This is a genomic window from Methylomonas rivi (genome assembly GCF_024505165.1).
Lineage (GTDB): Bacteria > Pseudomonadota > Gammaproteobacteria > Methylococcales > Methylomonadaceae > Methylomonas > Methylomonas rivi.
In genome coordinates, this window is the sequence record NZ_JANIBK010000011.1 from 26,789 (window position 1) to 42,021 (window position 15,233).

A 15,233-nucleotide genomic window follows, 5' to 3' on the forward strand; every position below is an offset into this window, starting at 1 on the left:
ATGAATACGGAACACACTTTCAATCAGGAACAGGAAATACGTTTATCCATTTTGGGTATGCGCTGCGCCGGCTGCATTGCCGCCGTGGAAACGGCGCTACAAGGCGTGGCCGGGGTGAAAACCGTTAACGTCAATTTTGCCGATCATTCGGCCGTGGTGACGGGGGCGGCGGAACCGGAGCAGATGAAATTGGCTTTGAAACAGGCCGGTTACGATGCGGCGGTGATGGAAGGTTTGGAAGATCCGGGCGAAGAGGAAAAGCAGGAAGAAGAACGTTACCGGGATTTGATGCGGAAAGCGGCCGTGGCCGGTGCCTTGGGGGTGCCGCTGATGTTGGGCGCGCATCTGGACTGGTTTCCTTTGATGGGCACCAGTGCCGGGACCGGGTTCTGGACTAACGTCGCCGTCTTGACCCTGGTGGTGATGTTTTATTCCGGCGGCCACTTTTTCGCCAGCGCCATCAAATTGATGCGCGTCAAGCAAGCCAATATGGATACCCTGATTGCCTTGGGTACCGGTTCGGCCTGGCTGTATTCCTCCATCGTCATCGATTATTCCGACCAACTGCCGTCATTATCGAATCATGCGTATTTCGAAGCGTCCGCGATTATCCTGGCGTTTATCAATTTGGGTAGCGCCTTGGAGACCCGCGCCCGCGGCAAAACCTCGGCGGCCATTCGGGCCTTGATAGGCCTGCAGCCGCGTACCGCCAGGGTAGTGCGGGACGGGCAGGAAGTCGACATTCCCATCGAAGAAGTGGGTTTGGGCGAGGTGTTGCGGGTCAGGCCCGGCGAAAAAATCGCCGTGGACGGCGTATTGCTGGAAGGCCATTCCACGGTCGACGAATCCATGCTGACCGGCGAATCGCTGCCGGTGGAAAAAAGCGCCGGCGCCAATGTGGCGGCCGGCACCATCAACCAAAACGGTAGTTTCTTGTTTACCGCAACCCGTATCGGCCGCGATACGGCGCTGGCGCAAATCATTTATAGCGTGCGGCAGGCGCAAAGCAGCAAACCCGAGTTGGCCAAATTGGCTGATAAGATTTCGGCGGTTTTCGTGCCGGCGGTAGTGGCCATCTCGATATTCACCTTTTTTATCTGGCTGATTTTCGGTCCATCGCCATCCTTGGGTTATGCCTTCGTCACCTCGATGACTGTGCTGGTAATAGCCTGCCCGTGCGCCTTGGGGCTGGCGACGCCTATTTCGGTGATGGTGGCCGTGGGCCGGGCGGCGCAGATGGGTGTGCTGATTCGCAAGGGCGAGGCCCTGCAAACGGCCGGCAAATTGACTTGTCTGATTCTGGATAAAACCGGCACGGTGACGGTGGGCAAGCCGACGTTGTCGCATATCGCGGCTTTTGAAGGCTACAGCGAAGATCAGGTGTTGCAACGCGCCGCCAGTCTGGAATCCGGTTCCGAGCATCCCTTGGCGGCGGCAATATTGATGGCGGCCGAACAGAAACAACTCAAGCTGGATAAGGTCAGGAAATTTCACGCCGTGGCCGGCCACGGCATCACCGGTTTGATCGACAAGCAACCCTGGCTGTTCGGCAATGCCGCGCTGATGGCGGAGCATGGCATTGCCATCGATGCGCATGCCGACACTATGGCCGAATTGGCAGGGCAAGGGCAAACGCCGATGCTGCTGGCGGCCGACAAAATTCTGGTGGGCATCGTGGCGGTGGCGGATCCGATCAAAGCCGATTCGGCAAGGGCTGTACAACAGTTAAAACAACGCGGCGTGCGGGTACTGATGGTGACCGGCGACAATGAAATCACCGCTAAAGCCATTGCGGCCCAGGCGGGGATAACCGAAGTGCGCGCCCAAGTGTTGCCGCAAGACAAGGCAACGGTTGTCAAGGAATTGCAGGCCCAGGGCGAAAAGGTCGGCATGGTGGGCGACGGCATTAACGATGCGCCGGCCTTGGCGCAGGCCGATGTCGGCTTTGCCATCGGCACCGGTACCGATGTGGCGATCGAAAGCGCCGATGTGGTGTTGCTGCAAGGTTCGTTATTGAAAGTGCCGGAGGCGATGGCGTTGTCAGTATTGACCGTTGCCAATATCAAGCAAAATCTGTTGGGCGCGTTTTTTTACAACACCATCGGCATTCCGGTCGCGGCGGGTTTGTTGTATCCCTTGTTCGGCATTTTGTTGAACCCAATGATAGCCGGGGCGGCCATGGCCATGTCCTCCGTGACGGTGGTCAGCAATGCCAACCGCTTGCGCTGGATCAAGCTCAATGGCGAAGAGCCCTATTCCTGAATAATGCCGGCGCTTGCCTTTAGAAAGCGCTACCGCCGGCATCGTCAAATTGGCATACGTTTTCCAGCCGCGGCCAAGTTTTAGTAAAGGCTTATCGCGGTTTTTGCCGTCATTTTCATTGCGGTATATGCGGTTTGCGATTTGCAGCTACGGCTGATTCTGAATACGTTCTAATGTTACAATAGTCTGTTTTACGCCCGGGCCGCCACGGTTCGGGGGAACGCTGAATCAACGTGTGGTCGTTTATGAGTAAACTGAAGTGTGCCGTGATAGGCGCCGGCTATTTGGGAAAATTTCATGCAGAAAAATATGCGGCGTTAAAGGATTGCGAATTAGTCGCCGTGGTCGACATCAACCGCGACGCCGCCGAGCAAGTCGCTCAGCTGCATGGCGCGCAAGCCATGACGGACTATCAACCCCTGTTGGGCCAAGTCGACGCGGTTAGCGTTGTAGTGCCCACCAGTTTGCACCACCTCGTATCGCGCGATTTTCTAAATGCCGGGGCGCACGTGTTGGTGGAAAAGCCGATTACGGTAACGGTTGAAGAAGCCGACGAGTTGATTGCGATTGCCAGGGAAAAAAATGTCATCCTGCAGGTCGGGCACCTGGAGCGATTCAATCCCGCCGTGGCCGGGCTGGAAAAAATGGAAGACAAGCCGCTATTTATCGAGTCGCACCGGCTGTCGCCGTTTAACCCGCGCGCCAACGATGTCAGCGTGGTGCTGGATTTGATGATCCACGATATCGACATCATTCTGGCGCTGGTCGGTTCCGAAGTGGAGCGAATCGATGCCAGCGGCACCTCGGTTTTGACCCAGGGCACCGATATCGCCAACGCCCGCATTACCTTCAAAAACGGTTGCGTCGCCAACGTTACCGCCAGCCGCATCAGCATGAAAATGGAGCGCAAAATGCGCATGTTCCGGCCTTGTTCCTATATTTCGGTGGATTTCCAGAACCGTGTGTTGATCAAACACCGCACCGGCGAAAAAGAAATGTTCCCCGGTATCCCCGAGATTGTTACCGAAGAATCGGTATTCGAATCGGGCGATGCCTTGCTGGAAGAAATCAAACATTTTGTACATTGCGTCAAAACCGGCGAAAATCCGCTGGTATCGGGCGAGGCCGGGCGAAAAGCGCTGGCTACCGCCATCGAAATCACCAAATTCCTCAAACACGGTTAAAGGCAGCAGCTATGATCCCCATGGTCAATTTAAAGGCGCAATACGCCGACATTCAAGACGAAATCCTGGGCGGCTTTGCCGAAACCCTGGACAATTGCGCCTTTATTCTAGGGCCGAATGTGCAGGCGTTCGAAAAAGAGGCAGCCGAATACTTGGGGGTCAAACATGCGATCGGCTGCGCGTCGGGAACGGATGCATTGCATCTGGCGCTGTTGGCGGCCGGCATAGGGCAGGGCGATGAAGTCATCACCAGCGCCTTTACCTTTATCGCCACCGCCGAGGCCATAAAATATGTCGGCGCCACGCCGGTATTCGTGGATATCGATCCGGGTACTTTCAATATTACCCCGGAAAATATTTTGAAGGCGATTACCCCTAAAACCAAGGCGGTGATGCCAGTGCACTTGTTCGGCCAACCGGCCGATCTGCCGGCCATCAAGGCCATTTGCGACAAGCACGGCCTGAAACTGATCGAGGACTGCGCGCAATCCTTCGGCGCCACGGTCAACAACCAGCAAACCGGCAGTTTCGGGCTTGCCGCGGGCTTCAGTTTTTTTCCGAGCAAAAACCTGGGCTGTTTCGGCGACGGCGGCCTGGTCGCCACAAACTGCGACGACACGGCGGCCAAAATCAGGCAATACCGCAACCACGGATCCGATGTGCGTTATTACCATGACGTAATCGGTTACAACAGCCGGTTGGATGAATTGCAGGCCGTGGTATTGCGGGCCAAATTGAAACGCATCGATCAATACAATGCCGCCCGCCGCCACGCCGCGCACTTATATTCCAGCCTGATGGAGGATTTACCGTTGACCACCCCTTACGAAGACGGGGTGGGCGTGCACGTTTACCATCAATACACCTTGCTATGCGATCGCCGCGACGAGGTGATGAAAGCCTTGCAGGACCGGCAGATCGGCTGCGCGGTCTATTACCCGGTACCGCTGCACCGGCAAAATGTGTTCAAGGACGAATGCGCCGGTTTGTCGTTGCCGGTAACCGAATCGGTGGCCGCGCGCTGTTTCTCGCTGCCGATTTGCGCCAATTTGAGCGATGAAACCGTCAAACAAATAGTCGGCGTTATTCGTAACGTTTTCCGAGCCTAAGTTAAAAATGTAGGGTGGGCTAAGCAAAGCAAAGCCCACCACGTTTCCCCAAACTCCGTTCAAATGTCCGATTCCAGCACAAGCTACACGGTGATGTTTAGCGCCGGCGAATCCTCCGGCGATCAGCACGCCGCGCATATGTTTCAGGAATTGCATAAGCAATGTCCGGGTATTCGCGGCATGGGCATGGGCGGCAACAAGATGCGCCAGGCCGGCATCGATATTCGTTTCGACTCGTCCGGCATCGGCGTGATCGGCTTGGTGGAAATCCTTAAGCATTACGGCGAAATTCGCCGGGCCTTGCGGCTGATGAAACAGCTTGTCGCCGACGAAAAACCGGATTTGCTGGTCTGCGTCGATTACAAGGAATTCAATCTGAAACTGGCGCAATTCGCCAAGCGCCGGGGTGTGAAAGTGCTGTTTTATGTCAGTCCGCAAGTCTGGGCCTGGCGGCCGGGGCGGGTGGAGACTTACGGCAAGGCCATCGACATGATGGCGGTAATCTTTCCGTTCGAAACGGCCTATTACGACGCGAAAAACGTCCCGGTGCGTTACGTCGGCCACCCGTCGGTCGATAAAGTACATCCCTTGCGCGGCAAACAGGAAGACTTTGCTTTATTCGGCCTGGATGCCACGCGCCAAGTGGTGGGTGTGTTGCCCGGTAGCCGGGCCAATGAAATCAAACGCATGCTGCCGGTCATGCTGCAGGCGGTTACCTTGTTGTCGCCGCGCGTTCCCGAGTTGCAATTCGTGCTGCCGCAGGCCGATTCCGTTTCCGATGAGGTGCTGCAAAGTTATCTGCGGGATTGTGCCGTGCCGGTCAAGGTCATCAAACAGCAGGTCTATGACGCCATTCAATGTTGCGATGCGGTGATGACCACGTCCGGAACCGCATCGTTGGAAATCGCCTTGCTGCAAGTACCGATGCTGATTGCCTACCGCCTGTCGCCGTTTACCTATTGGCTGGGTAAACAGCTGGTAAAAATTCCCTTTATCGGTTTGCCTAACATTATCGCCGGTAAGGCTATCGTTAAAGAGCTAATCCAAGATGACGTCAGTGCGGAAAATCTGGCCGGCGAAATAGAACGCCTGCTGTTCGACGCGGATTATCGCCAAAGCGTATTGTTCGAACTGCAAGGGGTCAAAACACTGCTGGGCGAGGGCGGCGGTTCGAAAAACATGGCGGATTTGGCGTTGGAGATGTTGAGATAACCGTCCCGGTATCGGGTAGGCCGGAATAAGCGTAAGCGTTTCCGGCAATCGTTCTGTCACATAACCGTCATATCCTTGCCGTACTCTTGCGGGCTGGTCAGTGAGAAGGGATCGCCGCTATCCATAGGCGCATAACATGAACTATTCGATTTCCGTTCAAGGCAAATGCTTTAATTTTAAAAATTTGCGTACCTTGCTGGCCAAGGCCTCGCCGTGCCGTGCCGCCGACGAATTAGCCGGGCTGGCGGCTGAATCGGAAGTGGAACGGGCGCTGGCGCAACGCCTGTTGGCCGAGGTGCCGTTAAGCCGGTTTATCGAAGAACCGTTGATCGCTCCGGAAACCGATGAAGTGTCCCGGCTGATTCTGCAACAGCATGATGCTGTTGCCTTCGCGCCGCTCGCGACCATGAGCGTCGGCGAATTCCGCGACTGGCTGTTGGCGGGCGGCAGCGACTTGTCACACCTGCGTTTCGGTTTGACGCCGGAGATGGCGGCCGCGGTCAGCAAGATCATGCGCAATCAGGACTTGATCGCCGTGGCGCGCCGTTGCAGGGTGGTTACACGTTTTCGCGACACCCTGGGCTTGCCGGGGCGGCTTTCCACCCGCCTGCAACCCAATCACCCCACCGACAATCCGCGCGGGGTTGCCGCCAGTATTCTGGATGGCTTGCTGTACGGCAGCGGCGACGCGGTGATAGGCATCAACCCCGCCACCGATAATCTGGACAATGTCTGCACCTTGCTGAATCTGCTGGACGACATTATCCAGTATCACCATATCCCGACCCAATCCTGCGTGCTGGCGCATGTCAGCACCAGCATGCAACTGATGCAGCGCGGCGCGCCGGTGGATTTGGTGTTTCAATCCATTGCCGGCACCGAAGCCGCCAATCGTAGTTTTGGCGTGGATTTGGCGATGCTGCGGGAAGCCAAAGCCATGGCCGAGTCGTTAGGGCGGGGCGATGCGGGCAGCAATCTGATGTATTTCGAAACCGGCCAGGGCAGCGCGTTGTCCGCCGATGCGCATCACGGCATCGATGCCCAAACCTGCGAAGCGCGGGCTTACGCGGTGGCCAGAGAGTTTTCGCCGCTTTTGGTCAACACCGTGGTGGGATTTATCGGCCCGGAATATCTGTACGACGGCAAACAAATCATCCGCGCCGGGCTGGAAGATCATTTTTGCGGCAAGTTGCTGGGTCTGCCGATGGGGTGCGACGTGTGCTACACCAACCATGCCGAAGCCGATCAAAACGATATGGATAATCTGCTGACCCTGCTGGGCGTGGCGGGATGCTCCTATATCATGGGGGTGCCGGGCGCGGACGATGTGATGCTGGCTTACCAAAGCACCTCGTTTCACGATGCCCTGTATTTGCGCCAGGTGTTGGGTTTAAGGCCGGCGCCGGAGTTCGAGGCCTGGCTGAATGGCATGGGTATTTTCAATGGCCGCAACAGCTTGGCGGATGCGCGTTCGAGTATCCCCTTACTAAGCGAATTTCGCGGCATTTCGGGAGAAGCGCTATGAACGATCCCTGGCACGGCCTGCGCCGCTTCACCCAGGCTAGAATCGCCTTGGGCCGGGCCGGTAGCGGCGTTACCACGGCGGCCTATCTTGAATTTCAGCTGGCGCACGCCGGCGCCCGCGATGCCGTGCAGCAAACTTGGAACGTGGACGATTTTGCCGAGCAACTCCAGCAGCAGTCGCTGGCTCATATCCGTTTGAACACCCCGGTAATCGACAGAACCCACTATCTGCGGCGGCCCGATTTGGGGCGCCGGTTGGATGACGACAGCTTGCAACGCCTTAAACAGGTTGCCGAACCGGGTTTCGATGTGGCGATTGTTATCAGCAACGGCCTGTCGTCGACGGCGGTGGAAACCCATGGCATGCCGTTATTGCAACGCATCGTGGCCCGTTACACGGAAATGCAATTAAGCATCGCGCCCATTTGTCTGCTGCCCAATGCGCGGGTGGCCATTTCCGATCCCATCGGCGCTTTATTGCATGCCCGTCTGTCCGTGATAGTGGTCGGCGAACGCCCGGGCCTCAGCGCCGCCGACAGCTTGGGTGTGTATATGACCTACGCTCCGCGCGAAGGTAACACCGACGCCGAACGCAACTGCCTGTCCAACATCCGCCCGCCGGACGGCTTGTCCTATGAAGCCGCCGCGCAAAAACTGGCCTATCTGAGCCGGGAAGCGTTACGCAGCGGTATTTCCGGCGTGCTGTTAAAGGACGATATGCCGAAGCGGTTGCTCGGCTGAGTCATCGATTCCGGACTTTAAACCTGAAATCCAATCGATAGGTTCGGAATGCCGGTTTGACGTCGAGCTTTGCCGACAGCAGCAAAACGCCTGTTTAGTCGTAGGCCGGAATAAGCCGATAGGCGTTTCCGGCGATTTAAAGTCTGCCGGAAACGCTACCGCTTATTCCGGCCTACGTGGCTGGGTCCGTTCGCGATCCGCCTGGTGTGGCTAAAACACGGTTTCTTTTTTAATCGATACACAGCCAGGGCCGGCGGGCATCAAGAATACTCTGACCAATGGCCCGCCATCAAGTATCTGGATATTTTTCAACAACGGCCCGGCCACTTTGAATTGCGCGAAAATCTTGGCCGAAACATCCGGGCAACTGGTCGGCCACCAGTTCACCGTTTCATAGACCAAGTCGCAACTCTCTTTATTGACCGGCACATAGGTGGTACTGGCGCAACACCGCTACTCCTGCTCAAGTTATTGGGCGCCGTCGAAACTAGCTCTTAGTCTATGTGCGTTGCCGTACCGACTGCATCCCCTTGTATGCGTATGTTATAGCTTGGCGCTTGGAGTACCTTCAGCGCCGTGTTGTAAAAAACTCACAATTACCGGGGGACTTATGAATAAAGATCAAGTGAAAGGCAGGGTCGAAGAAGCCAAAGGCAACGTTAAGGAAGCAATCGGTAAGATTACGGACGACGAGACACTGGAAGTGGAAGGCACGCTTCAGAAAACGCTCGGCAAGGTCCGAGCGGGTTTTGGGGATCTTAAGGAAGATATCAAAAAATCCGACTAAGTACCCCTGCAATCTGGCAACTCAAGCCATTACGATGGCCTGATTTGCCCGATGGCAACTGAATATTCCCAATATTTTTCAGGAAACAACTATGAAACTTACTGCTATGAAATTGAACACTTTTGGGGTTGGCATTGCCTTGACCATGGCTTGTTTCGGCGCTTATGCCGCCGAAAGCCATATGGCGCAAGCCCTTAAGCATGCAGAAGCCGGGGCCAAGGCCGCCGATGCAAAGGCGATAACCGAACATGCGGAGACGGCGAAGAGCCATGTGACCATCGCTGAAGAACATTTGAAAGCCGGTGCCACGAGCCTGGATTCAGCCATCGAACATGGTAAGCAGGGGCACGCCGATTTAGCGAAAAAAGCGGCGGAAGAAGCGGTAACGCATCTGAAAGCGGCCCAATAAGCCGGCTGTCGCTTTCGCGGCGGATTAAAAATCCGGCATGCGATTTTTAACCGGAGATGAGCGTCAAGTGACCGGGTCATTGTCGGCAACACTGTTATTGCTCGTCTCCGATTCTTTTTTGCGCCGTCAGTCGACGGGCATTTTGGGAGTAAAACATGCTTGAAACATTAGCGATTGTATTGATTGTCCTCTGGTTATTGGGCCTGGTTTCCTCTTACACGCTTGGCGGATTCGTTCATTTGTTATTGGTCATTGCGCTGATTGTGATCGTGTTGCGGGTTATAAAGGGCCGGCGAGTTCTTTAGCTACACCGGGTTTGTAGAATTTTATCGCCATCATTGCTAGGGGAAACGATATGAGCACACTCAAGATTGTGGCCATCCTACTGATCGTTACGGGGATATTGGGGTTGATATACGGCCGTTTCAGCTATACCCAGGCAACGCAGGAGGCCAAGTTGGGGCCGTTAGAGTTATTGGTCAAGGATACCAAGACCGTGAATATCCCGGTTTGGGCTGGCGTGGCGGCAATAGCGGCGGGCGGTGCGTTGTTGCTGGTTGCGGGCAGGAAAGTCTAGCGCCGCCTGCAGGTCGATCGGGCGCGAGTCTGAGGAGGCCTCGGCGGTTTGATAGCATCCAATGCATGGATCAACAAAACGGCTGGCTGCTCTTTCGGCGCCAGCCGTTGCATGATTGATGCGATGGGGCCGGTTGACAGGACGATTTGATCATCCTGGCCGGCGGCAAAGCGGGCGCCTACCGCTATACCCGGCAAAGTCGCGGGTATTGTCGCGGAGATAGGCGCTGGCGATTTTATCGACGGCCGCATGCGTAAAATTCGATGCCTTATTTATGGTTTCCTGGGTTATTTAAGACGCATGTCGTTTTTGACCGACTCCACGCCTTTGACGCCGCGAGCAATCTCGACAGCTCGATTGATGTCCGCTCGCGTGCCGACAAAGCCGCTCAATTGCACGACACCCTTGAAAGTTTCGACATTGATCTGACCCGATCTGAGATTGGGCTCGTCGAATAACATCGCTTTCACCTTGGTGGTGATGACGCTGTCGTCGACATATTCGCCGGTTCCCTCGTGTTTAGCCGTTGAAGCGCAACCCGTTGCGGCGATTAATGTAAGAGCCACAATAAATGCGGCTAAAACTTTGCTAAGTTGTTTCATGATTAGGTCTCCGGTTAAGGATTAACTGATTAAGTCTTTCGACAGGCTTCGCCATGGTCATCTATAAACGGACGAACGGAAAATGCTTGCTCCATTCAGTGTTGGCTTGCCGATCCAGGGGCGGAACCATCCGGTTAAGCGATTCCCTGTAATGCACTCTAGGCGCAAGACCGATCTTCGTCGGTACGCTACCGAACATATTCGTAGCGGAATTATGTATTCATTCTGTAAACCCTAAATGCGTTATAGCCGTTAGCGGCAGGCACGGATTTTTAGGCTATGTGCGGTAACGCACCGACGTTCCGCGGCTGTTGCGGTTAGGCTACATTTGAGATTTTGTAACAACATGTCCTGCTTGTTCAGGTGCCCGGCCAGTTTTCGCCGGGTAACGGTGGCAGTCGGGTTGGCCGTAGGGGCCGATCTAACGGGCAAGCATGTTTCCCGGGTTTGGCAGCATGACGATGTCGCTCCTGGAACTCTATTTTTACTTTAATTAAAGGAAAGCATCATGCTGAAACAAAAACAATGGGTCATAGTATCGTTGGTCGGAGCGGGTTGCCTACCGTTGGCCCAAGCCGCCGATCGACTCGACGATAATCGATGGTACGTGGCGCCTTTCGCTTCGTTTGTCAATACCGGCGGCGATAGGCGTGCCGCCGATGGCTGGGGTGGCGGTGTCGGTGTCGGCAAGATGATCGATGAGCATTTCAACGCCGAACTTCGAGGTTTTTATCAAGGTTTCGGCGGCGATAACGGGCCTTGGGACTTGGCCGGCGGCACGGCCGATTTGCAATACTATTTTTTCCGCGACACGTTCTCGCCGTATGCGGTAGTGGGCGTGGGCGGCATGAATACCTGCGCTTCCGCCAACTGCGGCGTTGGTTTAATCGGCGAAGCTGGCGTGGGGGCGAGTTACGAGGTCAACGACCATTTGTTGATTCGCAGCGACGTGCGTTATCGCTACAATAATAATCTCAATGCCCACGTCCAAGCGGGTACCGACGAATTCCACGATATGACGGTTAATCTGGGTGTGGTGATACCGTTTGGCGACAAGCCTAAATACGTGGCCAAGTCCGAAACCCGCATGGAAACCGCTCCGGTTGTTGCGGCCAAAGTCGATTGCAGCAAGCTCGATGCCGATGCCGACGGCGTCAACGATTGTCTGGATAAATGCCCTGGAACTATCAAAGGCGCCATGGTCGATGCCAAAGGTTGCGCGGTCAGGCTGATACTCAGAGGACAGCACTTCGAATACGATTCCGCCGAACTGAGCTTGAATGCTAAAGAATTGTTGGATGCTGTTGCCAGGGATTTGATTGCCTTCCCGCAGAAGAACGAAATCGAAGTGCAGGGACACGCCAGCAGCGAAGGCACGGATTCCTACAACATGAGGCTTTCGCAACGCCGGGCGCATTCGGTGGTTGAATATCTGAAAATGAAGGGTGTCTCTAATAAATTGTCAGCGAAAGGTTACGGTGAAACCCAGCCAATTGCCGACAATGCTACCGAAGCGGGTAAATCCGAAAATCGCCGGGTCGAATTGATCTGGATTGAAGAATGATGGATTTTTAAGCCAAAAGCGGTTCAAATTTAAACGAAAGCCTGCTTTTTAAAGTGGGCTTTTTGCATGTTTGTGCAGAATTCGAAGAGAAATTTCAACATCTAAGGCGATTGCCAAGCGTAAATGTATCTATTCGGCGGTTTTGACCTATAGCGTGTATAAAGCCGTGCCATTCACATGATTGCCGGCTGGGCTTCACCTACCCAGCCTACGCTTGTTTTACGCTGTTTTGACTGAATAATTACGAATAAAGGTACCTGAATGGCACCGGATTTTTGTTCGGTTAAGTCAAAAACCGCCATCTCCGCAGGGATTGCCCAGAAACGGAAACCAAGGATGGCAAGCCTGTAACGCATCTTTTTTCCTGTTCGGTTTCATTCCTGCCTGTGATGGTTTTGCGTTTCAAATCGTGGAACGTGAGATGGGTGTAATTGGGGGTGTAATTCACGTTTCGGAACTGTGACGTTATGTGTGTTAACGTACCGAGGTGATGTTATGGTTGTGTTAATTTTAACGCTGGAAATCATTAAGCGAGGGCGAGCATAGCCTCTGCGGATCTCATAAAATGCAGCCGCTAAACTCGCGCTAAGGAATGACAACAATCTAGTGGCGTTGATTCTCGGCATTCGTCTAATCCCAAGTGAACCGGAAAAAATGGTTAAAACTCATGTCGCCAGTTTAGGACCGGACACCTTAGCGCAAGTCAGCCCCCCCTTCCCGGCCGCTAATGCCAGTATCGATAGTAAGCCGCCTATTATTGCCATCGGTGCATCGGCGGGCGGGTTGGATGCCATGGAACAATTTTTTGCCCAGATTCCGGCAGTCAGTGGCGTGGCGTTTGTCGTTATTCAGCATCTCGATCCCCATCATCAAGGCATGCTACCGGAATTATTGCAGCGCGCCTCGCCGTTGACAGTCATTCAGGCCGGCGATCGCATGCACGTTAAGCCGGACTGGGTGTATGTGATTCCGCCCAATAAAGATTTGTCCATCCTGCACGGCAAACTGCATCTACTGGAGCCGCTGGCGCCAAGAGGCTTGCGATTGCCGATCGATGCGTTTTTCCGAGCGTTGGCCGACGACCAGCATGAGCGGGCAATCGGCGTGATTCTGTCGGGTATGGGTTCGGACGGTACCTTGGGGTTACGCGCCATCAAGGAAAATGCCGGTCTGGCTGTAGTGCAGTCTCCGGAGTCCGCTCAATTCGATTCGATGCCGCGTAGTGCGATCAATGCCGGCTTGGCGGATATCGTGGCGCCACCGTCGGAGATGTGGCATAAGATACTGGCTTATCTCGGGCACAGTCCGCGCGGTTTGCATGTCGTGCCTGAATTGGCGGTGGCCTTAAAAGGCCGGAGCGCGCTGGAACAAATTGTTATCTTGCTGCGCGAACGTACCGGCAACGATTTTTTGCTGTACAAAAAAAACACCATCTACCGTCGTATCGAGCGGCGCATGGGCTTGCACCAAATCGACTCGATAGCCAAATATGTGCGCTATCTGCGCGAGAATCCTCAGGAACTGGATTTGTTGTTCAAGGAATTGCTGATCGGCGTCACCAGTTTTTTCCGCGATCCGGGGGTCTGGGAGTCGCTAAAGTCCGAGGCCATTCCGGCGCTGTTGACCGAATACCCGGCCGGTAAGTCCTTGAGGGCTTGGATCCCGGCGTGCTCGACCGGCGAGGAAGCTTATTCGCTGGCGATGATTTTCAAGGAAGTGTTGGCGGAAAGCCAGGGCCGGCAGCCGTTCAAACTGCAAATCTTTGCCACCGACCTGGACCAGGATGCCATCGACAAGGCGCGGCAAGGTTTCTATCCCGCCAATATCGTTAGCGATGTGTCCGAGGATAGGCTTAGCCGTTTTTTTAGTGTCGATGGCAGTGGCTACCGCATAAAAAAGGATATCCGCGAGATGGTGATTTTCGCGCCGCATAACGTGATTATGGAGCCGCCGTTTACCAAACTCGACCTGCTTTTCTGCCGCAATCTCTTGATTTACTTAAACCAGGAGTTACAGAAAAAACTGATTTTGTTGTTTCACTATACCCTCGGCAACCACGGTATTCTGTTGCTCGGCAGCGCCGAAGCGATTGGTAATGCCGGCCATTTATTTAGCGTAATCGACAACAAATCCCGGATTTATCGCCGCATCGGTACCCCTTTTTCGTTGAATGTCGATTTCCCCACCAAATATTTTCCCGTTGCAGCTATGGTCGAAGAAACCGAAAAACACCCACCGATCGCCAACTTGCAAACCTTGGCGGACCAATTGTTATTGCAACACTTCGCGCCGGCGGCGGTATTGGTCAACGCCGATGGCGATATTCTGTACATCAGCGGCCGCACCGGTAAATATCTGGAGCCGGCCGCGGGTAAAGCCAATTGGAATATCCATGCCATGGCCCGCGACGGTTTGCGGCACGAATTGATCGGCGCACTGAGTAAAGCCCGAACTCAAACCGAGGTCGTGCGGATCCCGGGTTTGACGGTCGCTACCGATGGCGGCTGCCAAACCGTTAATTTGTCGGTACAGGCCATTCACAAACCCGATGCACTAAAAGGTATGTTGATGGTGGTGTTTACCGATGTGGCGACGCCGCCAGCCGGTAAATCGTCGCGCAAATCGCCGAATGCGGCGCAGAAACTACTGCGGGCGGAACTCGTGCAAGCCCAGGAAGATTTACAAACCCTGCGCGAAGAAATGCAGACCTCGCAGGAGGAATTGAAATCCGCCAATGAAGAACTGCAATCCACCAATGAAGAATTGCAATCCACTAACGAGGAGCTGACCACTTCCAAGGAAGAGATGCAGTCGTTAAACGAGGAACTGCAAACCGTGAATACCGAATTGCAGATCAAGGTCGAAGATCTGTCGCGGGCCAGCAACGACATGAACAACCTGCTGAACAGCATGGAAGTCGCCACCGTGTTTCTGGACGGCAGCCTCAATATCCGCCGTTTTACCAGCCATATCAGCCATTTGTTCAAATTGATCGCGGCCGATGTCGGCCGGCCGCTATCCGATATCGTCACCGATCTGGACTACCCCGAACTGCAGCAGGATGCTCAAGAAGTGCTGCGGACGCTGGTGTTCGTCGAAAAGCAGATTAGAGCGGGCGACAAGCGTTGGTTCAAGGTGCGGATCATGCCGTATCGAACCCAGGACAATTTGATCGACGGCGTGGTCATTACCTTTATCGATATCTCCGAAACCAAGAAGCTGGAAGCCGAATTAAGGAAGGGCAATGAACAATCGGAATAAC

General features: G+C 54.6%; 14 protein-coding genes. 12 read left to right on the forward strand and 2 right to left on the reverse strand.

All coding sequences use genetic code 11. The features are described from left to right. The 10 genes from NP596_RS03790 to NP596_RS03835 all read left to right on the forward strand — a co-directional run bounded on the left by NP596_RS03790 (position 1) and on the right by NP596_RS03835 (position 9,805). Positions 1-2,262 (forward strand): heavy metal translocating P-type ATPase, encoded by a 2,262-nt coding sequence (locus NP596_RS03790; RefSeq protein WP_256613902.1) that lies wholly within the window; start codon positions 1-3, stop codon positions 2,260-2,262. A gap of 245 nt (positions 2,263-2,507) precedes the next feature. After that, complete coding sequence (locus NP596_RS03795) at positions 2,508-3,446, forward strand: Gfo/Idh/MocA family protein (RefSeq protein ID WP_256613903.1); 939 nt, start codon at positions 2,508-2,510, stop codon at positions 3,444-3,446. Positions 3,447-3,457: 11 nt separating this feature from the next. After that, positions 3,458-4,555 carry a DegT/DnrJ/EryC1/StrS family aminotransferase gene (locus tag NP596_RS03800; RefSeq protein ID WP_256613904.1) on the forward strand — a complete coding sequence of 366 codons (1,098 nt, stop codon included), beginning with the start codon at positions 3,458-3,460 and terminating at the stop codon, positions 4,553-4,555. Between the two features lie 63 nt (positions 4,556-4,618). Further along, positions 4,619-5,767, forward strand: a complete 1,149-nt coding sequence (gene lpxB / locus NP596_RS03805; RefSeq protein ID WP_256613905.1) for a lipid-A-disaccharide synthase — start codon at positions 4,619-4,621, stop codon at positions 5,765-5,767. Positions 5,768-5,903: 136 nt separating this feature from the next. Further along, a complete protein-coding gene (locus NP596_RS03810; protein ID WP_256613906.1) occupies positions 5,904-7,292 on the forward strand; it encodes an ethanolamine ammonia-lyase subunit EutB in 1,389 nt (462 codons plus the stop codon). Next, positions 7,289-8,032, forward strand: a complete 744-nt coding sequence (gene eutC, locus NP596_RS03815) for an ethanolamine ammonia-lyase subunit EutC (protein ID WP_256613907.1) — start codon at positions 7,289-7,291, stop codon at positions 8,030-8,032. Before NP596_RS03810 ends, eutC begins: the two co-directional genes overlap by 4 nt. Positions 8,033-8,642: 610 nt before the next feature. Continuing rightward, complete coding sequence (locus NP596_RS03820; protein WP_256613908.1) at positions 8,643-8,819, forward strand: CsbD family protein; 177 nt, start codon at positions 8,643-8,645, stop codon at positions 8,817-8,819. A 91-nt stretch (positions 8,820-8,910) separates the two neighbouring features. Continuing rightward, positions 8,911-9,228, forward strand: coding sequence for a small metal-binding protein SmbP (gene smbP / locus NP596_RS03825; protein ID WP_256613909.1), 318 nt, complete (start codon positions 8,911-8,913; stop codon positions 9,226-9,228). 155 nt (positions 9,229-9,383) lie between these two features. Continuing rightward, a complete protein-coding gene (locus tag NP596_RS03830) occupies positions 9,384-9,533 on the forward strand; it encodes a lmo0937 family membrane protein (protein ID WP_256613910.1) in 150 nt (49 codons plus the stop codon). 50 nt (positions 9,534-9,583) lie between these two features. Continuing rightward, positions 9,584-9,805 (forward strand): hypothetical protein, encoded by a 222-nt coding sequence (locus tag NP596_RS03835; protein ID WP_256613911.1) that lies wholly within the window; start codon positions 9,584-9,586, stop codon positions 9,803-9,805. Between the two features lie 287 nt (positions 9,806-10,092). On the opposite strand, the gene NP596_RS03840 is transcribed toward NP596_RS03835, so the two are convergent. After that, the gene (locus NP596_RS03840) at positions 10,093-10,407 is read right to left on the reverse strand and encodes a BON domain-containing protein (RefSeq protein ID WP_256613912.1); all 315 of its coding nucleotides are present in this window, start codon (positions 10,405-10,407) and stop codon (positions 10,093-10,095) included. Positions 10,408-10,915: 508 nt separating this feature from the next. Here NP596_RS03840 and NP596_RS03845 point away from each other — a divergent pair. Next, positions 10,916-11,971, forward strand: a complete 1,056-nt coding sequence (locus NP596_RS03845) for an OmpA family protein (protein WP_256613913.1) — start codon at positions 10,916-10,918, stop codon at positions 11,969-11,971. Between the two features lie 173 nt (positions 11,972-12,144). Here the strand turns inward: NP596_RS03845 and NP596_RS03850 are convergent, their stop codons facing one another. Beyond that, on the reverse strand, positions 12,145-12,327 hold the full coding sequence (locus NP596_RS03850) for a hypothetical protein (RefSeq protein WP_256613914.1): 183 nt from the start codon (positions 12,325-12,327) through the stop codon (positions 12,145-12,147). 298 nt (positions 12,328-12,625) lie between these two features. Here NP596_RS03850 and NP596_RS03855 point away from each other — a divergent pair, with 298 nt between their 5' ends. Then, entirely contained in the window at positions 12,626-15,232 is a 2,607-nt protein-coding gene (locus NP596_RS03855; protein ID WP_256613915.1) for a chemotaxis protein CheB, read from the forward strand. Position 15,233: the final 1 nt, after the last annotated feature.